The organism is Parasphingorhabdus sp. (assembly GCF_048269865.1).
Taxonomy (GTDB): domain Bacteria; phylum Pseudomonadota; class Alphaproteobacteria; order Sphingomonadales; family Sphingomonadaceae; genus Parasphingorhabdus.
The window spans coordinates 100,343-123,532 of the sequence record NZ_JBLWUA010000002.1 but is presented as its reverse complement, the minus strand read 5'-3'; the positions used below and the strand labels follow the sequence as shown (position 1 = coordinate 123,532).

Annotated in this window: 18 protein-coding genes; 13 read left to right on the top strand and 5 right to left on the bottom strand. The window is 57.1% G+C overall.

What is annotated here, in order from left to right; translation table 11 throughout:
• Window positions 1-6: 6 nt before the first annotated feature.
• From ACN0WW_RS02820 to ACN0WW_RS02810, 3 genes are read left to right on the top strand one after another with little or no spacing between them, the layout of a single operon-like run.
• Window positions 7-789, top strand: a complete 783-nt coding sequence (locus tag ACN0WW_RS02820) for a type III pantothenate kinase (RefSeq protein ID WP_417609184.1) — start codon at window positions 7-9, stop codon at window positions 787-789.
• A complete protein-coding gene (locus ACN0WW_RS02815; RefSeq protein WP_417609182.1) occupies window positions 786-2,426 on the top strand; it encodes a ribonuclease J in 1,641 nt (546 codons plus the stop codon). Before ACN0WW_RS02820 ends, ACN0WW_RS02815 begins: the two co-directional genes overlap by 4 nt.
• Before the next feature lie 6 nt (window positions 2,427-2,432).
• On the top strand, window positions 2,433-2,717 hold the full coding sequence (locus ACN0WW_RS02810; RefSeq protein WP_417609180.1) for a DUF1467 family protein: 285 nt from the start codon (window positions 2,433-2,435) through the stop codon (window positions 2,715-2,717).
• A gap of 2 nt (window positions 2,718-2,719) precedes the next feature.
• On the opposite strand, the gene ACN0WW_RS02805 is transcribed toward ACN0WW_RS02810, so the two are convergent.
• Complete coding sequence (locus ACN0WW_RS02805) at window positions 2,720-5,056, bottom strand: hypothetical protein (protein WP_417609178.1); 2,337 nt, start codon at window positions 5,054-5,056, stop codon at window positions 2,720-2,722.
• A gap of 69 nt (window positions 5,057-5,125) precedes the next feature.
• On the opposite strand from ACN0WW_RS02805, the gene ACN0WW_RS02800 reads away from it, so the two are divergent.
• The 4 genes from ACN0WW_RS02800 to ACN0WW_RS02785 all read left to right on the top strand — a co-directional run bounded on the left by ACN0WW_RS02800 (window position 5,126) and on the right by ACN0WW_RS02785 (window position 9,279).
• Window positions 5,126-5,434: an Hpt domain-containing protein gene (locus ACN0WW_RS02800; RefSeq protein WP_417609176.1), complete on the top strand. Its 309-nt coding sequence runs from the start codon at window positions 5,126-5,128 to the stop codon at window positions 5,432-5,434.
• Window positions 5,435-5,554: 120 nt separating this feature from the next.
• Window positions 5,555-6,760 carry a hypothetical protein gene (locus ACN0WW_RS02795; RefSeq protein WP_417609174.1) on the top strand — a complete coding sequence of 402 codons (1,206 nt, stop codon included), beginning with the start codon at window positions 5,555-5,557 and terminating at the stop codon, window positions 6,758-6,760.
• Window positions 6,761-6,811: 51 nt separating this feature from the next.
• A complete protein-coding gene (locus ACN0WW_RS02790; protein ID WP_417609172.1) occupies window positions 6,812-7,873 on the top strand; it encodes a hypothetical protein in 1,062 nt (353 codons plus the stop codon).
• Window positions 7,870-9,279, top strand: coding sequence for a sensor histidine kinase (locus ACN0WW_RS02785; protein ID WP_417609170.1), 1,410 nt, complete (start codon window positions 7,870-7,872; stop codon window positions 9,277-9,279). The genes ACN0WW_RS02790 and ACN0WW_RS02785 overlap by 4 nt, the downstream gene beginning before the upstream one ends.
• A gap of 46 nt (window positions 9,280-9,325) precedes the next feature.
• Here ACN0WW_RS02785 and ACN0WW_RS02780 read toward each other — a convergent pair whose 3' ends face one another.
• Both ACN0WW_RS02780 and gltX read right to left on the bottom strand, forming a co-directional pair.
• On the bottom strand, window positions 9,326-10,609 hold the full coding sequence (locus ACN0WW_RS02780) for a citrate synthase (RefSeq protein WP_417609168.1): 1,284 nt from the start codon (window positions 10,607-10,609) through the stop codon (window positions 9,326-9,328).
• Between the two features lie 26 nt (window positions 10,610-10,635).
• The gene (gene gltX, locus ACN0WW_RS02775; RefSeq protein WP_417609166.1) at window positions 10,636-12,078 is read right to left on the bottom strand and encodes a glutamate--tRNA ligase; all 1,443 of its coding nucleotides are present in this window, start codon (window positions 12,076-12,078) and stop codon (window positions 10,636-10,638) included.
• Between the two features lie 31 nt (window positions 12,079-12,109).
• On the opposite strand from gltX, the gene ACN0WW_RS02770 reads away from it, so the two are divergent.
• Window positions 12,110-14,323: a ComEC/Rec2 family competence protein gene (locus tag ACN0WW_RS02770; protein ID WP_417609164.1), complete on the top strand. Its 2,214-nt coding sequence runs from the start codon at window positions 12,110-12,112 to the stop codon at window positions 14,321-14,323.
• Here ACN0WW_RS02770 and lexA read toward each other — a convergent pair.
• Entirely contained in the window at window positions 14,320-15,012 is a 693-nt protein-coding gene (lexA, locus tag ACN0WW_RS02765) for a transcriptional repressor LexA (protein ID WP_417609162.1), read from the bottom strand. The two genes, ACN0WW_RS02770 and lexA, sit on opposite strands and share 4 nt — an antisense overlap.
• Before the next feature lie 179 nt (window positions 15,013-15,191).
• Here lexA and ACN0WW_RS02760 point away from each other — a divergent pair, with 179 nt between their 5' ends.
• Both ACN0WW_RS02760 and ACN0WW_RS02755 read left to right on the top strand, forming a co-directional pair.
• Entirely contained in the window at window positions 15,192-15,371 is a 180-nt protein-coding gene (locus ACN0WW_RS02760; RefSeq protein WP_417609732.1) for a transposase, read from the top strand.
• Between the two features lie 125 nt (window positions 15,372-15,496).
• Entirely contained in the window at window positions 15,497-16,498 is a 1,002-nt protein-coding gene (locus ACN0WW_RS02755; protein WP_417609160.1) for a hypothetical protein, read from the top strand.
• 164 nt (window positions 16,499-16,662) lie between these two features.
• On the opposite strand, the gene ACN0WW_RS02750 is transcribed toward ACN0WW_RS02755, so the two are convergent.
• Window positions 16,663-17,592 (bottom strand): diguanylate cyclase domain-containing protein, encoded by a 930-nt coding sequence (locus tag ACN0WW_RS02750; RefSeq protein ID WP_417609158.1) that lies wholly within the window; start codon window positions 17,590-17,592, stop codon window positions 16,663-16,665.
• 409 nt (window positions 17,593-18,001) lie between these two features.
• Here ACN0WW_RS02750 and ACN0WW_RS02745 point away from each other — a divergent pair, with 409 nt between their 5' ends.
• The 3 genes from ACN0WW_RS02745 (at window position 18,002) to ACN0WW_RS02735 (ending at window position 23,187) form a co-directional block, all read left to right on the top strand.
• On the top strand, window positions 18,002-18,793 hold the full coding sequence (locus tag ACN0WW_RS02745) for a hypothetical protein (RefSeq protein WP_417609156.1): 792 nt from the start codon (window positions 18,002-18,004) through the stop codon (window positions 18,791-18,793).
• A 58-nt stretch (window positions 18,794-18,851) separates the two neighbouring features.
• A complete protein-coding gene (locus ACN0WW_RS02740; RefSeq protein WP_417609154.1) occupies window positions 18,852-20,342 on the top strand; it encodes a cell envelope integrity protein TolA in 1,491 nt (496 codons plus the stop codon).
• A 373-nt stretch (window positions 20,343-20,715) separates the two neighbouring features.
• Window positions 20,716-23,187: a zinc-dependent metalloprotease gene (locus ACN0WW_RS02735; RefSeq protein ID WP_417609152.1), complete on the top strand. Its 2,472-nt coding sequence runs from the start codon at window positions 20,716-20,718 to the stop codon at window positions 23,185-23,187.
• The last annotated feature ends 3 nt before the right edge of the window (window positions 23,188-23,190 follow it).

Below are 23,190 nucleotides of genomic sequence, written 5' to 3'. Positions count from 1 at the left end.
TCGCCCATGCTTTTGGCCATTGATGCCGGAAATACCAATGTTGTCTTCGCCCTCTTTGACGGCGATGATATTCGTGCGCGCTGGCGGATCGCAACCGATGCGCGGCGGACTGCGGATGAATATGTTGTCTGGCTACGACAGCTTCTGGAGCTGGAAGGCCTGGAACTGGACGCGGTTGAAGCCGTTATCATCGGCACCGTCGTTCCGCGAGCGCTGCATAACCTGACCGTATTGTCGGAGAAATATTTCGGCGTGGTGCCGCTGGTTGCGGGTCGCGGTGCCGCGGAATGGGGCATTGCCCTCGATGTCGAACAACCGGACAGTGTCGGTGCCGATCGCGCGCTCAATGTTATCGCGGCGCATGAGAAATATCGGCAGGATATCGTGATCATCGATTTCGGGACAGCGACGACTTTCGATGTCGCCGATTATGAAGGTGCCTATAAAGGCGGTGTCATCGCGCCGGGCATCAATCTGTCGCTCGATGCTCTGGTCGGCAAAACGGCCCAATTGCCGCGTATCGCTCTGGAATCTCCGGAAGACGACAATGTGATTGGGACCACCACGGAAAGCCAGATGCTGATTGGCATTTTCTGGGGCTATGTGGCGATGATCGAAGGGCTGGTTGCCCGCACTAAAGCACAGATCGGACGTCCCACCAAAATCATTGCTACCGGCGGATTAGCCGTATTATTTGACGAACATACAGATGTATTCGATCATCTGGAAGCAGACCTGACTCTTCAGGGACTGCATATCCTCTATCAGCGAGCAACAAACGCTTCATGACAAAACCAAAAAAAGAACTGCTTTTCCTGGCCCTTGGCGGATCCGGCGAAATCGGCATGAATGTTAATCTCTACGGCTGCGATGGCAAATGGGTGATGGTCGATCTCGGCATGACCTTTGCCGATCCCAGCTATCCAGGCATTGACCTGATTCTGCCTGACCTCGAATTTATCGAGAAGAACCGCAAGGACTTGCTTGGCATTGTTTTGACCCACGGTCATGAGGATCATATTGGCGCGGTGCCCTATTTCGCCGCTGATCTGGATGTGCCGCTCTTTGCAACGCCTTTCACCGCCGGTCTGATCCGGCGCAAGCTGGAAGAGGTCGGTCTGGAGAATGAGGTCGAGCTCAATATCATTCCCAATGAAGGCAGTTTCGATCTCGGGCCGTTTGGTTTCCGCTATCTGCCGATTGCCCACTCGATTGCCGAAGGCAATGCGATGCTGATCGACACGCCCTATGGCCGGGTTTTCCACACCGGTGACTGGAAGCTGGATGACGAACCGGTTCTGGGCGTTCCGTCGACACCGGAAGAGCTTCAGAAAATCGGTGACGAAGGCGTTCTCGCCATGGTCTGCGATTCGACCAATGTGTTCAATGACAAGGCGTCCGGATCGGAAGGCGAAGTGCGTCGTAACCTGATGCGGGTTGTCGAAGATATCGACACCCGAATCGTAGTCACGACCTTTGCCTCCAACGCGGCTCGCCTGCAGACGCTGGGTGAGGTTGCTGTCCATGCCGGTCGCAAATTGTGCGTTGCAGGCCGGTCGCTCGACCGCATTATCGAAAATTGCCGTGAAAATGGCTATCTCAAGAATTTTCCGCCAACCGTGGATTTTCAGGAAGCGATGAGCCTGCCGCGCGGTGAGGTGATGATCATTGCCACCGGCGGACAAGGCGAGGCGAGGGCGGCTCTCGGAAGGATCGCAAGCGACAGCCATCAGATCAAGCTGTCCGAAGGCGATCATGTTCTGTTTTCGTCGAAGCAGATTCCAGGCAATGAAATCGCTATCGGCCGTATTCAGAATCAGCTCGCGGCCAAAGGTGTGATCATGATTACCGAGCGCCAGGAACATATTCATGTGTCGGGTCATCCCGGCCGTCCCGAACTTGCGCAGATGTACGAATGGATCAAACCCGAGATATTGGTGCCGGTCCATGGCGAAATCCGCCATATGAAAAACCAGGTTGCTTTCGGTCTGGAGCAGGGCATTCCCAAAGCCATTTTCCAGCAGAATGGCGATGTTGTTCGGCTTGCACCCAAGGGACCGAAGATATTGGGGCAGGAGCGGACCGGACGGCTTGTCGTCGATGGCGATGTGATCATCCCGGCTGACGGGAAAACGCTGAACGACCGGCGCAAGACCGCACATAACGGGTTGATTTCGGTGGCGATTGGCCTGGACCAGAAAGGCAAGATCTTCGGCGAGCCTGTGCTCAAAATGCACGGCGTTCCGCTGGAGGAAGACGAAGAAGATTTCCTGGATGAGGTTGTCGACAAGATTGTCAGCAAATATTCCAAGCCGGTTGGTGATATCGACAAGTTCAACGAAGCGATCCGTTTGCTTGTCCGTCGCAGTGCGACCGAGTGGACGGGAAAGAAACCGGTTGTTTCGGTGCTCACTGTGGAGGCTTAACCGGCCATGCAGCTCTATTCGGTCTTCGCGATTTATGTGCTGTTCTGGGTGACAGCTCTGTTCATCATCCTGCCGATCGGCATCCGCAGCCATCATGAGACCGGAGAAGAAATGATCAAGGGTCAGGCGGATGGCGCGCCGGTCAATTTTCGCCCGTGGCGGATACTGTTGCGGACGACCCTACTGGCGACAGCCGCCTTTGGTATTTTCTATCTGAATTATATCTATGGCTGGATCGATATGGATACGATCGACTTCTTCAACAGCCGCGACCGGATGCAAGGCATCTGATCCTAGCTGCGCAAGCGCTCAATCGCCTGCGCCAGAGCGACGTAAAGCTTGCCGACGTCGGATGACAGCAAGGTCACACTCACCGCGCTGCCATCGCGCGTGGCGAGAACGCCGCGCAGCATGGCTTCAAAATCATGGATGTAGCGGTTCACGTGTTCCCGGAATTCGTCATTGCCGGAATATTGGGCGAGGATTTCGCGTACTTCACTGCTGTCCAGCAGTCGAACCGCCCGCCGGGTGAAAATGCCGCGGTCGCCCTTCAGATAGGCCGCCCATTCCATATCGGTCACGTCGTTCGACAGGATTTTCCCGACATCGATCGAGATTGAATTCAGCGATTCTGTCAGCTGTGCCACGCGCCGCGTGAAATTCTCATCGCTGCTCTGCTCGGCCTTTTCCCTGGCGAACAGGATACGCTGTTCCAGCTTGACGGTCATATCCTCGATCGCTGCCAGTTGTTCGGTGAGATGGGCAGCGGTCGTTTCGGTTGTTGCTACCGCGCTGGACACGGCCTTTTCCAGTTTCGGCGCGATCGAGGCGATTTTGTCATCGATGATGCGGTTCAAGGCATCTTCGCTCATTTTTTCGAAGGCTTCGCTAGAACTGGCGATCGAGTTTTCCAACGCCTGACGGGAATGCTCGGATGCCTGCTTCGCGGTTTCCTTAACCCGCAGCAGAGCGCTGATCATTTTTTCGCCAGCGCTTTCGGCGAGCGCTTCATTTTCGGTTCGGACCGTCTGGATAGCTTCCGAAATATCGGCGATCTGCTGGACAATGGACTGGCTGGCCTCATCGCCGGTTTCGCGCAGCTTGCGCATATGTTGCTGCTGTTCGCTGATTGAATGGTCGGTTTGAGCGACTTGCTGGGCGACGCGCCCCGCATCTTCCTGGGCCTTGCGGGCTTCGCGGGCGATCTGGCTGTATAGTGCCAGGCTTTCCTGCGATTTTTCCGAAACCCGTTCAAAGGCAGCGGGCAGGGTCTCGTCCATTTCACGGGCACTGCTGTCGAGGGCGACGAGCAGGCTCTCCATGCGTTCGATCATGCCATCCGCCACGCCATAGCCATTTTCGAGTGACTGCTGCAGAGCGGCGCTATTCTGTTCCATCGCGTTCATCGCAAAGGCCAGCTTGGCGGTTTTTTCGCCGCTCTCATTGTCCAGATTTTTGATATTTTCGACGATGTCGGAAATATTCCGGTTCAGATTGTCCGCCAGTGCTTTCAGGCGGGCTTCCTCGCCGTCCGCAACCGTGCCCGCATTGGCCAGCGCAGCTTCCAGCTCGTCGAGTTCGGCCCGCATCGCGGTTGCCGATTCCGATGCATCGGTAGCGAGCTGTGCGCGTGTTTTGTGGATGGCTTCGACGGTTTCGGCAGTGGTGGTTTGCAACAGGGCTGCCAGCTGGGTTGATCCGGCCTCCGCTTCGTTCAGCTGTTCCGCCAGGCTGATCTTGATGCGCTCTGCTTCGACCGCCAGTTTTTCCGCCGAGAGAACGGATTTGCTGGTCAGGGACTCGATGCTTTCCTCTGCACTGGTGCCGGCTTTGGCGATTTTCTTGAGGGTCGCAACCATGGCCGTCATCTCGGTCTGGGCGGAGCGTCCGGCATTGCCGATCTGGTTGGTCACGTCCTTGGCGGTGTTGATCACGACCGGCAGATGCTCGCGCAGCTGCTCGAGATTGTTGAAGGCGGTGCCGCCGACTTCGTCGAGTTTCTGCATCTTGCCGAGACCATCGTCGAGCGACTTTTTTATCATGCCGGCCGCGGTAGTCAGCTTGCTGGCAGACTGCTGACCCAGCGATTCCAGTTCGCGGCTTTCCTGACTGAGAAATTCGCGGGCGACGCTGAGTTCGTTATTGACGGTCTTCAGGCGGGTTTCGAGTAATTCGGACTCGGTGCGCAGCGACTGTCCGACTTCGGCGAAACGGCCCGCTTCCCTTGTGCTGTTCCGCATATAGAGCAGATATGCGATGCCTATCGTGATGATCGGCAGGCACCATTGGGTGAAAAGGTCAATGCCCGCCTTGGGCGTTGGCATTGTGGCAAAAATGTCGCGATTGGCCCACAGGAAAAATCCGGTCCAGCAGGCGGCGGCGAGGGCTGACAGCAGCAGCGGCATGCGACGGGAGCGGGATGGATCCAGCCCGGCATCGTCGGCATAATGATCCCAGTCATCGTCCGCATAGTCGTCGCTATTTTCCTGATTTTCTGAGGAAAAATCGGTCTGTGCGGCTTCGGTATCTGGCGCCTCAAGCTCCGCGTTCGCGGTTGCTTCTGCCTGGTCGTCGTCCGGACTTTCATCCCGGTCGCGCCACATCCCGATTATCTTAGAGTTACCTGCCATAGTCTTAGTCTACCACAATCTCGGACCATGGAAACCATAAGTTAACCACATGAAATGTAAACGGCCGATATGTCATTTGATTATGGGGCTCTGGATGCCGCTCTGACGGCTGCAGTGGGGGACGACCAGTCGCTTATAGCAGAATTGCGTGAGGCGTTTCTGGAAAGTGCGAGGCGGCAAGTCGATTTACTCGGCAGAGCGCGCTGCGATGCCAACTGGGAATATGCCGCATGGCGCCTGAAAGGCCTCGCTGCCAGTTTCTCTGCGACGAAGATTTTGGCGCTTGCCGATGAAGCCGCCCACTCTGCGCCGGGTGATCCGGTTATCTTGCGGAAATTGCAGCGCGCGGTTTCAGCGGTCGAGGCCCACCGCGACTGATAAGCGGGTTCTGCACCGCTGAACCCGCCCGTTTCACCAGAATATCGCTTGGCATGACCGGACGCCACCATCTATGGACGGGAGCATATTTCCTTTCCATTGTTCGGGACCGCAACATTCGTGAAACTGGCACTGATTTCTCTGGCAAAAGATGATCTCGACGGGAACGGGCCGATTGCGCTGCTGCCGTTGTTCGGGGGTACGTTGCTGGATCTGCAAGTCGATGCCGCGCAGCGCTTTGGCTGCGAGAAATTTATCTTTCTCTGCCCGGTCACCCATGGTGCCTTGCTGCAGAAAATCGATGCCATGAAACAGCAGGGGCTCGACGCGGAATATGTCCGCAGCCCCAGTGACCTGGTGCAATATGCCAGCGATCAGGATCATCTGGTCTATATCGCGGATGGTATCCTGCCGAATGACGCCATTGTCGAGCAGCTGAGTGCTGCGCCGCAGGAATTGCTGTTCACGGTTCTGCACGCCAACGAATATCAGGAGTTCGAGCGGATCGACCTGAACCAGCGCTGGCTGGGCATTGTTTCGCTGAAGGCGTCGCGACTGGTCGCCATGATCGATATCCCGGATGACTGGGAGATCGGATCGGCGCTGCTCAGGACTGCGGTGCAGGCCGATTGTCCGCGCGCGATCATTTCGGATCGGCGGATGGGGGCAGGCGCGATCGCGCATATCCAGAGCGAAATCAGCGCGGGGCAATTCACGCGGCGCAAATTGAAAGAAATGCCGGCGCACAGGGATAATTTTCTCAACCGCTTTCTGCTGCGACCGCTGATCAAGCGTAGTCTTCCAAGGCTCTGGGCAAAACCAGCCGCCCCGCAATATCTTCAGATATTTACGATTATTTCCGGGCTGATTGCAGTCGTTACGGCGGTGTTCGGTTATGCCATTCCTGCACTGGTGCTGTTCCTGCTGGGCAGTGTGGCGCAATTGACCCGCGCGTCCCTGATGCAGTTTGACAGCCGGGTGAGCCGTCGCGACTGGGCCGGGATGACGCTGGATTTGCTCGCTGCAAGCGGTGTCGCCATTCTGCTGGTGCAAGCCTCGGATGTGATGACTTTGGCGCCAAATCTGGTGGTTTTTGCGCTGTTGCTTGCGCATCTTTTGCTGCTGAAAACGGGACCGGACAAGAGCTCGCTTGTGCTGTTGCAGCCGGACCTGCGACTGGTGCTGCTGATCCTGCTGCTGGCAACGATTTTTGGGCCGATCAGCTACGGCATTTATGCGGCTGCACTTTACTCCGGCCTGTCGCTCGTTCTAGACCGCTATTTAACCATAAAACCGCCGAAAAGACCGGACTTTCAGGACCTGTAGTGAAATGTTCAACTTAGCGGCTTGTTAACCACCTTGGGGTACGGCCTAGGCATGGCAGAGCAAGTTTTTCCTTTGGACCGGACCAAGCAGGTGGATATCATCCGGCAAGCGACAGCGATCGCGGCCAGAGCCGCTTTCGTTGCCGATGATTTTGCCCAGGCGCTGTTTCCCCGAACAGAGGTGGTGTTTAACGACCGCATGCTGTCGAATGCGCGGCAATATCTGCGCAGCGCGGTCGGTCAGGTTGAAACCCGTATTTGCCAGATTGCGACCGACGATCTAGACGTCCACCACGAAAAGTTGCAGGCTATCGGTCAGGGCGCAGAGGGCGAAAGCTTTGCGATGCTTGAAAACTCGGGCTTGTTGAAGACCGTCGAAATCGTTCAGCATCTGTTTCTCAAAACCCAGCGCAGCGAACTTGCCGCCCGTCTGCTGCAAAAAATTTCCCAGGAAGACCTGGAATCGACACTGACCCGCAATCTCGACCATCAGGATCCGGCGGTGGCAGAAGCGGCGATGGGCTTGCTGGTTGCACAATCCAAGACCTCTGGCGCACCGGGCGAAATGAAGGCGAGTCTTGAAGATCTTCCCCCGGAAATCGTCTATGCATTTGCCTGGCCGGTGACTGCCGCGCTCGCGCGCCTCACGGGCTATGCCGGTGCGCAGTTGAAACAAGCGGCGGAGCGGCTGCTTTCTGCGCATGATGAGAGCGCAGGCGTGGCGCGCAAGGCAGAACGCCTTGCCCAGTTGCTGGATCAATCGAAGATGGACGAGGACGGATTGCCCCACCCGATGAAAGACGGGCTAACCCTGTTCATCGCGCGCCTGGCGCGCCTATCCGGATTGACCAGTGACCAGATCGTTGCCTTCACTGCGGAACCGAACATGGCGCGCCTCGTGGTCGTAATGCGAGCAGCCAATTTCCCGGTTGAGGATGCTCTGTCGATTTTTGCGGCTTTGGGTGGTGGAGATCATATTCTGACCGCCGCGACCTATCGAGAGACGGATCGGGACCGGTCTTCGGCACTGGTGTCCCGATGGGCTTTGCCGCATGCTTTTCAAGATGCGGAACGTATTCTCTCCAGCGACCTGCTGAGCGATCAGGGAAAATGACCGCTGCCCGCAAGACTCCTGAACCCGTCCTGGGACAGGTTGATGTGGACGGGTTGCTGCTATCGGCTGACCCACCGCTCATGCAGTTGCACCTGCATTGTGGTGGCACCGAGGGCGGGCCGCTGGCTGTTCCTGAACTCGCAGAGCTTTGCCGGTTAAGCAGACGGTTGGGAATGAACCTGTCGCGCCCAGTGCAGGCGTCGGACAATGACCGCCGGATCGAAATGTGGGTCGAAACGCGTTTTGCGGACAAGGATCAGCCGCTTGGCCTGTCGATCATCGACTGGAAAGAATATGCCGACGAAGAAAGCGAGAAAAGCGATTCGGCGCGCGGCCGTGATTTTGACAGGCTGGAGGGCCGCGGCGGGATCAGGACCGACGCGGCGTTGCGGATCATTGCCCAGCAAATGCCTGGAGATACAGCGCTGAATGCCGAGGCCATCGGCAAGTCGCTGCTCGATATCTATAACGTAATTCCCCCTTCGGCACATGCCAGATTGCTGGAAGCTGTGGCCGAGCGTCAGCCGATCCGGAACCAGCGAATGCGTGCAAAAAAAGGCGCACAGCGTCTCTTCATGCTGAATGGATATCCGCTGATCGACAAGCGGGGGATGTTCGCTGGCTATCGCTTTACAGCGGAGCCCGACGATGCGGCAAATGATCAGGATGTCGGCGAGGAAGAAAGCAACGACGAAGAGGTCAAAAGCGTCAGCCGTAAGCTGGTAAGCGACAGCCTGTTCGGCCTGCAACTGGGGCCTGCCTTGCGTCAGCCGCTGGGTAAAATCATCGCCAATGCAGAAACCATCAGCAGCAAATTGGAAGGCCCGCTGCGTGGGGACTATGCGACCTATGCCAAGGATATCGCGTCTGCAGGAAGGCATTTGCTTGACCTGGTCAACGACCTTTCCGATCTGGAGGCGATCGAGCGTCCGGAATTCACGGTTGCCGGGGATGATATTGACCTTGTCGATCTGGCGCACCGTGCCGCGGGTTTGCTGGCGGTCAAGGCTGCGGATCATCAGATGCACATCGACCTGCCGGACGAGGATGAGAAATTGCCGGCTGTTGGTGAATTTCGCCGGTCACTGCAAATTCTGGTCAATCTGATCGGTAACGCTATCCGCTATTCGCCCGATGGCTCGGTTATCAAGCTGCGCGTTTCTGCCGAAGAGGGAATCGCCCGGATTGCCGTCACCGACCAGGGCGATGGTATTGCCGCTGAAGACCAGCAGCGGATCTTCGAGAAATTTGAACGTCTGGGGCGGTCCGGGGATGGCGGTAGCGGACTGGGCTTATTCATCTCTCGCCGTCTGGCCCGGGCGATGGGCGGCAGCCTCACCGTGGAGAGCAGTCAAGGCGAAGGCTCGACTTTCACGCTGTCGCTTCCGACCAAACAAAAGCCATAAAAAAAGGGGGGCAAAATCGCCCCCCAATTTCTAATGTTCGTCGATCCTAGCGCTTGTCGATCGGCACATAGTCGCGCTTGGTCGGGCCCGTGTACAGCTGACGCGGACGACCGATACGCTGGCCTGGATCGGAAATCATCTCGTTCCACTGAGCCACCCAGCCGACGGTGCGAGCGAGGGCAAAGAGCACGGTGAACATGGAGGTCGGGAAGCCGATCGCCGAAAGGATGATGCCGGAATAGAAATCGACGTTCGGGAAGAGCTTCTTGTCGATGAAATAGGGATCATTGAGCGCCATTTCCTCGAGCTGCAACGCAACGTCGAAAACCGGATCCTTGACCTTCAATGTGTCGAAGACTTCGCGGACGGTTTCCTGCATCACCGATGCGCGCGGATCGTAATTTTTATACACGCGGTGACCAAAGCCCATCAGGCGGAACGGATCGTCCTTGTCCTTGGCGCGCGCGATATATTCCGGAATGCGATCGGGATGACCGATTTCGTGCAGCATGTTGAGCGCTGCTTCGTTTGCGCCACCGTGGGCAGGGCCCCAGAGGCAGGCAATGCCGGCGGCGATGCAGGCAAACGGATTGGCTCCGGAGGAACCGGCGAGCCGGACGGTCGAGGTCGACGCATTTTGCTCATGGTCGGCGTGAAGGATGAAGATCCGGTCCATCGCCTTTTCAATCGCGGGATTGACTTCATATTTTTCGGCCGGAACGCCAAAGGTCATGCGCAAGAAATTGCCGGTGTAGGACAGATCATTGTCCGGGTAGAGAAACGGCTGACCGATCGAATATTTGTAGGCCATGGCAGCAATGGTCGGCATTTTTGCGACCAGACGATGGCTGGCGATCATCCGTTGGGCCGGATCGTTGATGTCGGTGCTGTCATGGTAGAAAGCCGACAGAGCGCCGACTACGCCGCACATGATAGCCATTGGATGGGCATCCCGGCGGAAGCCCTGATAAAAGCCGCGCAACTGTTCGTGCACCATGGTGTGACGGGTAATGGTATTGGTGAAATCGGCATATTCATCCGCCGTTGGCAATTCGCCGCGCAGCAGCAGATGCGCAACTTCCATGAAGCTGCTGTTCTCGGCGAGCTGTTCGATCGGATAGCCGCGGTGCAGCAAGATGCCTTCGCCGCCGTCGATGAAGGTCAGCTCGGATTCGCAGCTTGCCGTAGACGTAAAGCCGGGATCGTAGGTGAATGCACCGGTCTGGCCATATAGTTTGCGGATATCGACGACATCGGGTCCTTCGGTGCCCGTCAGAACCGGATATTCGTAATCTTCCCCACTGATGCTGAATTTTGCGTTATCGCCCACGATATTGTCCTTTCTGCTCCTGATGTTCAGGCTTCTTCTATTTGATCTGCAAGACGCCCTAATGATTCTTCCTTGCGAAGAAGGATCAGGACGTCAAAAATTCCGGGTGAACTGGTGCTTCCAGTCAGTGCCGCGCGCATAGGTTGTGCGAGCTTTCCCAACCCCAATTCGGCGGACTCTGCGATCGCTTTAATAGTTTCTTCCGTTGCCTCAAGCGTCCAGTTTTCCAGATCGGTCAAGGCGAGGTGAATCGATTTAAGCAGCGTCCGTGCGTCAGTGTCTAGCAGATTTTCTGCCCGCTCGTCGAGCACAAGTGGGCGTTTTTTAAAGAGAAAAAGACTGCTTTCGGCCAATTCGAGCAAATTTTTCGCCCGGCTCTTCAAAACCGGCATCGCCTGACCGAGCAATTGGATGTCGGCAGACGACAGCGAGTGGCCCAGCTCCTGTTCAATCCAGGGTGTGGCAAGGTCGACGAGCGCTGCATCGTCGGCGTTGCGCATATAATGGCCATTGAGATTTTGCAGCTTCTTGGTGTCGAACCGCGACGGCGACTTTCCGACGCCGTCCAGCGCGAACCAGTCTATCGCCTGAGTCCGCGAGATGAACTCGTCATCGCCGTGGCCCCAGCCCAGGCGCAACAGATAGTTGAACATCGCGTCTGAGAGAATGCCCATGTCGCGATAGGCGTCAACACCCAGTGCGCCGTGCCGCTTGGACAATTTGGCGCCGTCATTGCCATGGATCAGCGGAATATGGGCATAGACCGGTTCGGCCCAGCCCAGAGCGCGGATCAGCGCCAGTTGCCGGAAGGCGTTGTTCAGATGGTCATCGCCCCGGATAAGATGAGTGACGCCCATATCATGATCGTCGACCACGACGGCCAGCATATAGGTTGGCGAGCCGTCGGAGCGCAGCAGGATGAAGTCATCAATCTCGCTATTCTGTACCGATACATCGCCCTGTACCTGGTCGGCGATGGTCACCTTGCCAGCCATTTCGGTTTTGACGCGGATCGCATAGGGCGCGCCCTCGGGCGCTTCCGACGGATCGCGGTCGCGCCAGCGTCCATCGTAGCGCATCGGCTTTTTCTCCGCCCGTTGCTGCTCGCGCATCGCAGCCAGTTCCTCGGGCGTGGCGAAACATTTATAGGCGTTGCCGGACGCCAGCAGCTGATGCGCGACTTCGGCGTGGCGGGCGGCGCGTTCCGACTGGAAAACCGGCTCGTCGTCCCAGTCGAGACCCAGCCAGTCCAGACCTTCGAGGATTGCGTCGATTGCTTCCTGAGTCGAGCGGGCCTTGTCGGTATCCTCGATCCGGAGCAGTGCCTTGCCGCCATGGTGGCGGGCAAACAGCCAGTTGAACATTGCGGTCCGGGCACCGCCGATATGGAGAAATCCGGTGGGCGAGGGGGCAAAGCGGGTTACAACCGCGTTTGTCTGTTTCGGCTGATCGGCATCTTTTGAATTCACGCTGGCTTTGTCCCTGTGATAGGTTTTGGAAATGCGGGATGAATTGAGCCCGAAGAGCGCCAAAGGCACCGGTTCCGGACCGATTGCTGTCGCCCTTAGCATGCCCTTTCCGCCGCGACAATTGTCTGATTTCCGGCTTCAGAAATGGTCTGCCGAGAAGCTCGAAAGGCTGCTGGAGCGGGAGCGCGATCAGCTGCCATTGTGGGTGCCGGTGGCGCTGGGGTGCGGGATCGCTGCGTGGTTCAGCCTCGCCAATGCTGCCTGGTCGCTGGGATTTATCTGCCTATGTGCTTTGGTCGCTCTGGCGGCGGTAACAACGATGCGCGGGTCACGAGCGGGCAAGGCCTTGTTCTGCTTTGCGCTGTTTGCCGCGATCGGTTGTGCGCTGATCTGGTTTCGGTCTTGGAGCGTCGCGGCACCGGTGCTGGAGCGACCGCTTGTCACGGTCTTCAACGCCGAGATCGAGCGGGTGGAACCGGTGTTGGCCCGCGACATGGTGCGACTGACGCTGCGAACCGGGGACAATCCGGAGCTGCCATCACGGGTGCGAGTCAATGTGCCGCTGGCAAAGGCGCATGAAGATTTGCAAGACGGGGCGGTGATCCAGCTCCGTGCGCGGCTGATGCCGCCGGCGATGCCGGCGCTGCCGGGTGCCTATGATTTTTCCAAGCGCGCGTGGTTTCAGGGGCTCGGAGCAACGGGGCAGGCGCTGGGGGCCATCACGGTCTTGCGGCCGGCTGATCCGCTGTTCGCGATGGCGGGATATCGGCAACGGCTGTCCAACCATGTCCAGTCGCAGATGGCGGGTGCCGCTGGCGCGATCGGGGCGACTCTGGCGACCGGCGATCGCGGGGCCATCGACGAAGCCGACGCCGAAGCGATGCGGCGCAGCGGTCTGGCGCATTTGCTGTCGATCAGCGGTCTGCATGTCACGGCGGTCGTAGGCGCGGTCTATTTGCTGATGCTCAAGCTGCTGGCGCTGTCGCAGACGCTGGCGCTGCGGTTCCGGCTGCCGGTTTTTGCGGCTGGCTGTGCGGCGCTGGCAGCGGTGGCCTATACGCTGCTGACCGGAGCGCAGGTGCCGACGATCCGCGCCTGCGTGGCGGCCTTGCTGGTGATGATTGCCCTGATCATGGGACGCAGCGCGATCACTCTGCGGATGGTCGCGGCCGGTGCGCTGTTCGTGCTGTTCTTCTGGCCGGAGTCGCTGGTCGGGCCCAGCTTCCAGCTCAGTTTTGCGGCGGTCACGGCGATTATTGCGCTGCACGAACATCCGCGGATCAAGGCTCTGTTCATGCTGCGCGAAGAGCGTTGGCTGCGCCGGACAGGGCGCTTCTTTCTTTCGCTGTTTTTGACCGGGCTGGTGGTAGAGATCGCGCTGATGCCGATTGCGCTCTATCATTTTCACAAGGCCGGGCTCTATGGCGCGCTGGCCAATATCATCGCCATTCCGCTGACCACGTTCGTCATCATGCCGCTCGAGGCGCTGGCCTTGGTGCTGGATAGCGCCGGCCTGGGCGCACCGGTCTGGTGGCTTTGCGAACAGGCACTAAACGGTCTAATCGGGCTGGCGCATTTCGTTTCCGCGAGACCCGGAGCGGTAACGATGGTGCCGACGATGCCGGTCGCTGCCTTTGGCCTGGCGCTGCTCGGCGGACTGTGGCTTTGTCTGTGGCGAGAGCGCTGGCGCTATTGGGGGCTGGTCCCGATGCTGACCGGCGCGGTGATCATCGTCAGCACCCGCGCGCCCGACATTTATATCACCGGCGATGGCCGTCATGTCGCGATCCGCGATGATCGCGGCGATCTGGCGATGCTCCGCACCCGCAGCGGCGATTATATCCGTGACATGATCCGCGAAAATGCCGGGGTGGACCGGGAGGCGCAAGCGCTGGAGGATTGGCCCAATGCCGATTGCAACGCCGACGCCTGCCTGCTCACGGTGCACAAAGACGGACGCGACTGGCAGATCCTGGCGACCCGCAGTTCGCACCATATTCCGGTTATAGCGCTATCCGCCGCCTGCCGCCGGGCCGATATTGTGGTCAGCGAGCGGTGGTTGCCGTCAGGCTGTCAGCCGCGCTGGCTCAAGGCCGATCGGGCCCTGCTGTCGCAGGTCGGCGGCATGACGATCGATCTGGAACATCAGAAAATTTTCACCGCTCTGGCCTGGACCGGCCGGCATCCGTGGACGCGCTATCGCTCCGCAGCTGCGGGAAGGGATCGAGGGCGCGAGCGCGATTAGTAGCGGCGCAGCAATCCGGCCATCTTGCCCTGAATACGCACTTCGCCTTCGCCGTAGATTTGCGGTTCATAGGCAGCATTGGCGGGGTCCAGCCGGATGCTTCGGCCATCCTTGCGCAGATATTTCAGGGTCGCTTCTTCCTCGTGGATCAGCGCCACGACAATCTCGCCATCGCGGGCCACCTCGGTCTTCTGGATCAGCGCATAATCGCCATCGAGAATGCCGGCGTCGATCATCGAATCGCCCGAGACTTCCAGCGCATAATGTTCGCCGGGGCCGAGCAGGGCCGCCGGTACGCTGAGCGCCGACTGGCCTTCCAGCGCCTCGATCGGAGCGCCAGCGGCAATCCGGCCGTGCAGCGGAATTTCCAGAACGTCATTATTGGCCGCGGAAGCGGGATTGGAAATCACCTCGCGCACCGTGGTCTCGGGGTGCAGCGCGATGACGTTGCTATGGTCGGTTTCGCTGACGCCGCCTTCCGGCAGCTTCAACACTTCCAGCGCCCGTGCCCGGTTGGGCAGGCGGCGAATGAAGTCGCGCTCCTCAAGCGCACTGATCAGCCGGTGAATGCCGGACTTCGACTTCAGCCCAAGCGCCTCCTTCATCTCCTCAAACGACGGTGAAACACCGCTGTGCTTGAGCTTTTCATCGATGAAGCAGAGCAATTCATGTTGCTTTTGCGTGAGCATGTACAGTGTCCTGTTCTGGGAACGAATACGGAACAATTAAGAAACAAAACGGGCCAAGTCAAGCGGGAAGTGGTTATCCCCTACGGTATAAAACCACCCGCCACGGCGGCGCTGTCAACAAAGACGGTAAGACAGTTAGTCACGGTGAATAACTATGGGGCAGCCCCAGTGGAACTGCCATTCAAGGAATTGAAGGTTTCTGGTCACAATTGAAGCGCGGTATCTTTGGCACTCCCATTCACGTTTCGCCGCAACACCTTTGGAAATATGCCAAGGAAGCTGAATATCGCTTCAATCGTCGTCACCGTCCTCATACGATCTTTTCGGAACTGGTTTCGACTTTCCAACCATTGATTTGAGCGTGGCCTAAATGGCGGCTTCGTCGCCGTCATTGTCGGTCGCGTGTTCCCTGATGAACTCTTTGAGTTTGCCCTTTTCTCGGGCTTCTTTAAGTGTGTTCATTTAACGAATCTAACATTTAAGGTTGAATATCGCAATGTTGGGGTGGCTGAAGGCATCTATTGTTCGCTATCGAACCCCGTTAATTAGTACTCTCATTGGTATAATCGTCTTATCAGCGGCTATCTCGTATTTAGTTGATCTAAATACCGTCCAGCAGTTCTACAAGGAAACTGCCATACAAAATGCTGATAAATATGCCGACGATGCTGAGACTACCATAAAGAGCAGCTGCATTGATCCTGCGTCCCTCAAACGCAATCCAGATTGCATAAAGGAAGCCGAATATACTGCCCGCCAAAACGAGCGTGACGAATATGATCTTTATTCGCAGCGCTCCATGTCTTTGTGGAATGAGACCATGGGAAAAACCGCTGTGCTTGGGGTAGCTATAGGATTTGTAAGTGTTTGGCTTATTTTTGTTACTTTTCAAGCGACTAGGCAAGCTGCGAAAGCTGGCTTGAACTCCAACGAAATTGCTGAACGCTCTCAACGCCCCTGGATAGTGTTTAAGCCACTGCTGATTGAGCCTCTCTTGATCAACGATAAAAAAATTCAGATTTATTTTGACTTGGAAATTGAAAATATCGGTAAAAGACCTGCGAATGGTATCGTGATAGAAAGCTTTTTGTTCGTTCCTGATGGAGATGGGGATGAACCTCTTCGATTGTTGGATTTTTTTAGGAATAATCAAACCCCCAATAAACGCGGATTTATGCTCTTTCCCGGAGACGATAATACCCAACGAATTAATTCCAGTGGACCGATCAATGAATTTGATAACTGGAAGGTCAGAAATAAAATTGAAGATATCAACCCCGCCATGCTTAAGACGGCCCAAATCGCAATGGGGATCTGCATTTGGTATCGAGATGGAGACAATCTTGATTGGCTCTCCACGTGCCAATGTTACCATTTTTGGTATGATTATGTGGCGGGGAAAAACAACCTCTTCAATAAAGAGCAACCCAAGCTCGGCCCAGCTGGCCTGACGCTGGAAATTTGTAGCGGGGGCTTCACTCAATAGGAACAGCGCCAAAATAAGCTCAATCACCGCCCATCTCCCCGCTTAGGGAATGGGAGGCTTTGCTTACTCGTGGGCTTACGTATGCTTGGGGGAATCATCACTAAGCGGGAAGTGATTATACCTTTGGTAGAAGGGCAAGTGATCCGGGCCGATTGATCCGCAGCCTAGTCGGATGCAAATATTTTTCGGTTCTTGGAGCAGTAAAGCGCTTCGTCGGCGGTGTTGAACAGGGTTTGAGGATTATATTTGCCGCCCCTGGAAGCGAAAGCGAAGCCCACCGATACTTGCATTGTCAGCAAACAGTCGTTCCACCGTATTGGCCTGAGAAGACGGGCCATAAGAGACTGTAATTCAGCCTTTGTTTGCGCGCGCGATACCGACGATGGCAGCAACACGGCAAATTCGTCACCGCCAATTCGGGACACCGAGTGAGCGTTGACAAACGCCTTGCGAAGGTGGTCCGCAAGATTGACTAGACAGGCGTCGCCAGCGGCGTGACCCCAGCGGTCGTTGATTTGCTTGAAATCATCAATGTCAAACAGGATTAACGTGCCGATGTCATCCAGCACCGGCCCACTGGCCGGCTGGTCCAAAAAGCGTTGAAAGCGATACCGGTTGGCGACGCCGGTGAGCGGGTCGCACTCGGCTTGCGCCCGGAGAAGGTCCCATCGCCGACGATCGTCTGTTATATCCTGCTTCATGCCGAACAGCATCTCGGTCCGCCCGTTCGAACCTCGCGTCGCTGCCGTAATTCGGATCCAGCGCTCGGTTCCGTCGGGGCGCAAGATGCTTGCGTCCAGTGTGAAGCCATTGCGATTCTCAATGGCCTGCGATCGTTTCCGTTCCAGCAATTCGCGTGATTCTTCACTATACCGTTCGATTGCGGCTTCACGCTCGGGGGCGTCGTCACGGGTCAGGCCGAACATGTCAAAGACACCATCGGTCCAGTCAAGTCGGTCATTCGCCAGATCGCATGACCATGCCCCAATGGGAACCAGGGGAGCGGCCCGGTCAAACAGGTCCAAAGACCCCAGCCGATGAGCCAAATTTGCCGATGTTGCGGCATTAAAATTCGCTGAATTCAGTTGCTTCATTGGCTCCATCATTCGCTGCGGCCTGAAGCTGAAGTTCAGGAAGGACAAGAGGTATGGCGTAGCGCTGCCAAGTGAAGATTTCGTTTAACGCGGTCCGGGAAGTTTGACCCAATGTCTGCTATGGGCGCAAAAATTCGCATCGAGGCTATGATCGTTCAGGCAGTCTGGTTCTGCTCCAGTCTGTATCATTCGATCACTATGGCTGTCGGCTGCATCAGTTGTTCGCTACCTGCCGCCCGGTCGCTGTCCGATATCTCGAAGAGCCGACTGATGACGAGATTCATTTATAAATATCTGTCCGACCGTTTAGACAGAAAATCGCGTGATTGTGCTCACGGTGTTGACACTATCCATCTGATTGGCAATGATATTTTCTTGAATGGGCTATGGCCTTGAGAGGAGGCTGTGGATGCCGAATTATGTTATCGCGAGTTTTTCTCTGGCAATTGTTGCAGCTCTGGCCGGGGTGCCGAGTGATGCTTTTGGGCAATCGGTCGATCGCTGTGAAGGAGCGAGGGCAATTTTAGGTGACTCCGGCCTGACCGCGGAGGAAATCGGCTATTTCAAAAAAATACTGCAAAGTGCCGAATGCAAGAGCCAGAAAGCCAAGGCGACGCCGTCAGCTCCAAAAGCGCCAGTACGGGCTCAGCCCAAGAAGGCTGCGGTAATATTACCCAAAGGCCCATTCTCTGTTGCCCAGTGTGACGCCTCGGTAACCAAGCTGGCAGAGTTGCAGGAAGCACGGCAGTCAGAGACGATTGAAGGTCAGCGCCAATACGCGATCTGGTCGAGCAGCGACTGCTCAAGCAGGCGAAAAAAAGGCGCAATGAACGTATCACCGGACATCCAATATATGGCTGCCCGGCTGAAGGCGAACAATATCGATCTTGACCAGCGGACGGAGCTGGAACGCCAAAAATGCTCCCTCTTGCCGGACGAACGCAAAAAGGGAAGCTGTATCCTCAATAGCAGGCTCGTTGCCTATTCCAAGGCACTCAACGAGTTGAACGCCAACAGCAGGAACGCGTATCAGTCGGGCGTTCGCGACTACCAATCGAAACTTGCCGATGTGGAGCGGAGAAAGCGGGAGCGCCTCGCCAAAATCGAGGCCGACAAGGCAGCCTATAACGAGTCAATCCGCAAATGGCGTGAAGGCGTCGCGCTGTGCAAAAAAGGCAGGCGGGAATATTGCGCGAAATAATCTGACTTGAAAACCGCCAATAGAAAAAAAGGTAGGCAAATTGACAATATCCAAAGTTGTGATTGGTTTGGCTGTTGGCTGGTTCAGCGTTTCAACCGCGTTGGCGAACGAATTGATAAATACTTCGGCATATAATCCGGTGGCGGACGCGACCAAAAACGGCACGCGCTTTGTAGCAGATATTTCATCTACCGATGGTCCAAGCATTGATATCCCAACCGGCGGTTTTATCGATTCAATCTATCTGCACGTCGAATGGGACCGGCTGATCGGACAGCCGACGGAATTTTACGGGCTGAAATGGACGATGGGCGATCGGGTCGACATTCCGACAAATGACGGCGGGATAGTGCGGCAGTTTCCGCTCTCCCAACTCAATAAATATCCCGACTTGAAAGCTCGCTTCCTGGATTTGCGACCCGTGGATCTGAAACTGTCCTTCAAATTCGGACTAGGTTTCAATGACTCGATGAACGGTCTGGTCAATATGACGGATGGACTGAAAGAGCCGCATTTCTACACGGGGCAGAACCACGCCGATGGGACCAAGATTGTTTCGCGAACGCCGCATCTGATCATCGTGGGGGCGGGGAAACAGGGCGCGGACTTTATTCCGTCCAGTCCGCGGGACTGGGCAAGTTTTGCCAACTGGGAATATGGGCTCGCGACAAAAGCAGGGCAGGATACCAATCTCGCGGCGCGAAATACGTTTGAGCAGGCCAGCCGGATGTGGCTATCCGGTCTGACGGTGGAATCAGTGGAATTGCCTGCTTCTCAGATGAGCGCGATTTATGCCGAATTTCAAAAGCGCGAGAAGGCGGAGGGCGACAAAGCGGAGGCAGAGGCTGAAGCGAAGAGGGCAGAAGCCGAAGCCAAAAGAGAGGAGCAGATTGCGAAGTCTGCCGAAGCAAAGCTGGCCGCCAAGATAAAGCGGATTGAAGCGAAAAAGGCGGCGGAGGCGCAAAGGCAGAGAGAACTGGCGTTGAAACAATCAGCAGAAGCGAAGCTGGCAGCGAAGATGAAGGAGCTTTCGAGGAAAAATGCAGGTGCGCAGACCGTAGCGAAGAAAGCACGGTCAGCTAATCTCGCAGCTGAGGGGTTTATACGCAAAGATTCTGCCAAGAGGACGATGGGTGTTGTTGATGAAAACAATGGCGTCTTGATACCATTCAAACAATGGGTTGTGACATCTTATGCAAACGGAATCGCAGATGTTGTCATGGGCGTTTATCCTTATTTGTCACTCGATAAAACTGTCTGCGGTCGTGCGAACAACGGGAGGAGGCTACCCGTCCGCCTGAAACAATATTTCTACAAAAAAGGCAGGGTGGATCAGTCAGGTAACTGGACCGAGCCGCCTCTCGTTATTGGGAGAGTTCATTATGGTGGCCCAAAAGATATCTGGTTGGCATGCCAGTCGCTTGAAAAGAGACTGAATCGGCAACTTGAACAACAGGGCGTCGAAATTATGAACTCTGGTGATGTATATAGTTACTGGTATTCCTATGGAAAAATCGAGAAAAATGCAAAAGAGCGGGAACGCCAATAATGCCGTTGGCATTGTTTTAGCTGCCGTTCAGATTCCGATCCAGTTGCGGGCATCCAAATGCGCTTTACGTCGGCGTAGATGGCTATACGCGGTCGCACAAATATCAGATATTGTTTGATAGAAATCCCAATTCTTCCTTTCCCTTCTCACCCTTTTTCAGCCTTTTAGCGCGTTCCATCAGGGGGGCGATAGCGGCCGGTTATTGGGTTTCGCCTCTGTCAGAGCACTGCCTTTGATATCTCGTCGAATCCGTCGGGTCTTGCTCAATGACGTGTTTTACTGCTTGAGCTTTTGCGGTCCTTGCCTCAACATCGGTCCCGATGATCGCGCCTGAAGCGGGCGCGGAAGCCGGCATGGGGAATCTATGAAAACAATGCGCCACATACGTCTGGGGACGCTGTTGCTTGCGCTTTCCCTGCCACTCGCACCGCTTGCTGCGCAGGTTGGACCGCAGCAAGTCGCGGCGCCAACCGGCAAAAGCGGGCTGGTAATGGTGCGCACCGAACCCGCAGAAGGGCGCATCCTGCTGACCCTGCCGCGGCCGGCAGACGACGGTGTCGCGCTGCGCCTTCTGTATAGCACTGCGCTGAAGACCGGGCTTGGTTCTGCACCGCTCGTGCTCGACCGCGGACGGACTGGCAATACCCAGCTGCTCGCGTTCCGGCGGATCGGTGGGAAAATAGCGGTTCAGTTTGAAAATCCCCGTTTCCGGGCCGGCGCAGGAGACAGTGCCCAACAGAAGGCGGTGGCGAGTGATTTCGGAATCTCGACGGTCTGGATGACGGATATTGCAGACACGCTCGCCGATGGCCGGCTGGTGATCGATATCGCGCCCTTTCTGACACTCGACACGCTGGGTATCGCCGCTTCGCTCAACCAGGATCAGGATAATTTCGGTATTGGCACGGCGACGTCGATCGCTGGCAAGGGTTTCAAGCGCGAGGACAAGCTCAGCCTTGCCGATCCGGCCTCGGTTCGGCTGTTTCCCGACAATCTGGAGATTGATGCCATCCAGACCTATGTTTCCGACAAGCCGGGCGCTGAGATCGAGAATATCGTGCCCGATCCGCAAAAGGTCACTTTGACGGTTCACCACAGCTTTGTACGACTGCCCGAACCGGGTTTTGTGCCGAAACGCTTTGATCCGCGGCTAGGCGGTTTTTCGACGCAGGTGGTCGACTATTCTGCGCCGCTGGGCGCGCCGGTGGTCTATGATCTGGCCAACCGGTTCCGGCTGGAGAAGATCGACCAGGCCGCACCGCGTTCGCCGGTGAAAGAGCCGATCGTCTATTATCTCGACCGCAACACGCCCGAGCCGATCCGCACGGCGCTGCTCGAAGGGATCGGCTGGTGGGGCGATGCCTTTGACAAGGCCGGCTTTGTCGATGCTTTCCGGGTGCAGATACTGCCCGAAGGGGCCGATCCGCTCGATGTACGCTACAATATGGTCAACTGGGTCGACCGGGCGACGCGCGGCTGGGCCTATGGCCAGCAAATTGTCGATCCGCGCACTGGAGAGATCGTCAAGGGCATGGTGGTGCTTGGATCGCTGCGCGCACGACAGGACATCCAGATCTTTCAGGCGCTGGTCGGTGCCGATCAGCTGAACAGTGGCGGGCCGAATGATCCGGTGCAGGTTGCGCTCGATCGCCTGCGCCAGCTCGGCGCGCACGAGGTGGGTCATACGCTCGGCTTTGCCCATAATTTTGCTGCCAGCACGCAAGACCGCGCCTCGGTCATGGATTATCCGCCGCCCCGCATTGGTCTGGTGGATGGCAAGCCCGATCTTTCGGACGCCTATGCCGAGGGGATCGGTGGGTGGGACGTCGCAACGGCGCGCTGGCTCTACACCGATATGGACGAGCGTGAGACAGCGGAAGCAGCGGCGCGCTACCGCTATGTTCAGGATGACGATGCCCGCGCAGCCGACACGGCCTATGCCTGGGGCGGCCTGTGGGATGATGGCGCTGATCCGGTGGCCGAGCTGAACCGGCTGATGGAGGTTCGCGCCGCAGCGCTCTCCGGCTTTGGCCTGGGTGCGTTGAGCCCGGGTGAGCCGGTGGCAAATCTGCGCCGCCGGTTCGTGCCGCTGTGGCTGTTGCACCGCTATCAACTGGTCGCAGCGGCCAAGCAGATTGGCGGAGTCGATTTTGTCTATGCCGTCAATGGTGGCGGACGCGAAGCGGCTGAGCCGGTTGGCCCGGACCGGCAGCGTGCAGCGCTCGACGCCGTTCTGGCCACGCTTCGGCCCCAGGCGTTGCGGGTACCGTCTGCGCTGATACCGCTGCTTTCGGCGGCGCAGAATGCCAGCCGCGACCGGCAGTACGAGACCGAAGTCTTCGCCACTGCAGGAGGGCCGGTGTTCGACCCGCTGGTTGCCGCTGACGCTGCGGCGCAACTGACCGCGCAGACGTTGCTGGCTCCGAGCCGGCTGGCGCGGCTGGTCGTGCAGCAGCAGAGCGACGCGTCGGCACTGGGCGTCGGCGAGTTACTTGACCGGCTGACCAAGACCGTATTGGCGTCCACCGATAATGATCTTGGCCGCCGCATTGCCTATCGCACATTGGTCACCATGGCCCAGTCTGCCCGCCGGCCGGATGCCAGCCCGGAAGTGGCCGCCGCGCTCGAGCAGAAGCTGATCGATGTCGGCGAGGCACTGGCCAAGCGCCGGGCAAGCGGCAACGAGCGCGCGTGGGCGCTCAGCCTGTCGCGCCGACTGCTCGATCCCGAACAGCGCGAGAAGCTGGCTGGGACCCTGCCGCGCACCGTCAATGTGCCGCCCGGAGACCCGATTGGTGAGGACGACTGGATGGATTTGTCCAGCCTTTTGACCATCAGCCAGTGAGTG

Coding starts and splice junctions, on each gene's coding strand:
- ACN0WW_RS02815 (WP_417609182.1), top strand. CDS start 786: ATGACAAAACCAAAAAAAGAACTGCTTTTCCTGGCCCTTGGCGGATCC.
- ACN0WW_RS02810 (WP_417609180.1), top strand. CDS start 2,433: ATGCAGCTCTATTCGGTCTTCGCGATTTATGTGCTGTTCTGGGTGACA.
- ACN0WW_RS02805 (WP_417609178.1), bottom strand. CDS start 5,056: ATGGCAGGTAACTCTAAGATAATCGGGATGTGGCGCGACCGGGATGAA.
- ACN0WW_RS02750 (WP_417609158.1), bottom strand. CDS start 17,592: ATGAAGCAACTGAATTCAGCGAATTTTAATGCCGCAACATCGGCAAAT.
- ACN0WW_RS02800 (WP_417609176.1), top strand. CDS start 5,126: ATGTCATTTGATTATGGGGCTCTGGATGCCGCTCTGACGGCTGCAGTG.
- ACN0WW_RS02820 (WP_417609184.1), top strand. CDS start 7: ATGCTTTTGGCCATTGATGCCGGAAATACCAATGTTGTCTTCGCCCTC.
- ACN0WW_RS02785 (WP_417609170.1), top strand. CDS start 7,870: ATGACCGCTGCCCGCAAGACTCCTGAACCCGTCCTGGGACAGGTTGAT.
- ACN0WW_RS02770 (WP_417609164.1), top strand. CDS start 12,110: ATGCGGGATGAATTGAGCCCGAAGAGCGCCAAAGGCACCGGTTCCGGA.
- ACN0WW_RS02735 (WP_417609152.1), top strand. CDS start 20,716: ATGCGCCACATACGTCTGGGGACGCTGTTGCTTGCGCTTTCCCTGCCA.
- ACN0WW_RS02790 (WP_417609172.1), top strand. CDS start 6,812: ATGGCAGAGCAAGTTTTTCCTTTGGACCGGACCAAGCAGGTGGATATC.
- ACN0WW_RS02745 (WP_417609156.1), top strand. CDS start 18,002: ATGCCGAATTATGTTATCGCGAGTTTTTCTCTGGCAATTGTTGCAGCT.
- lexA (WP_417609162.1), bottom strand. CDS start 15,012: ATGCTCACGCAAAAGCAACATGAATTGCTCTGCTTCATCGATGAAAAG.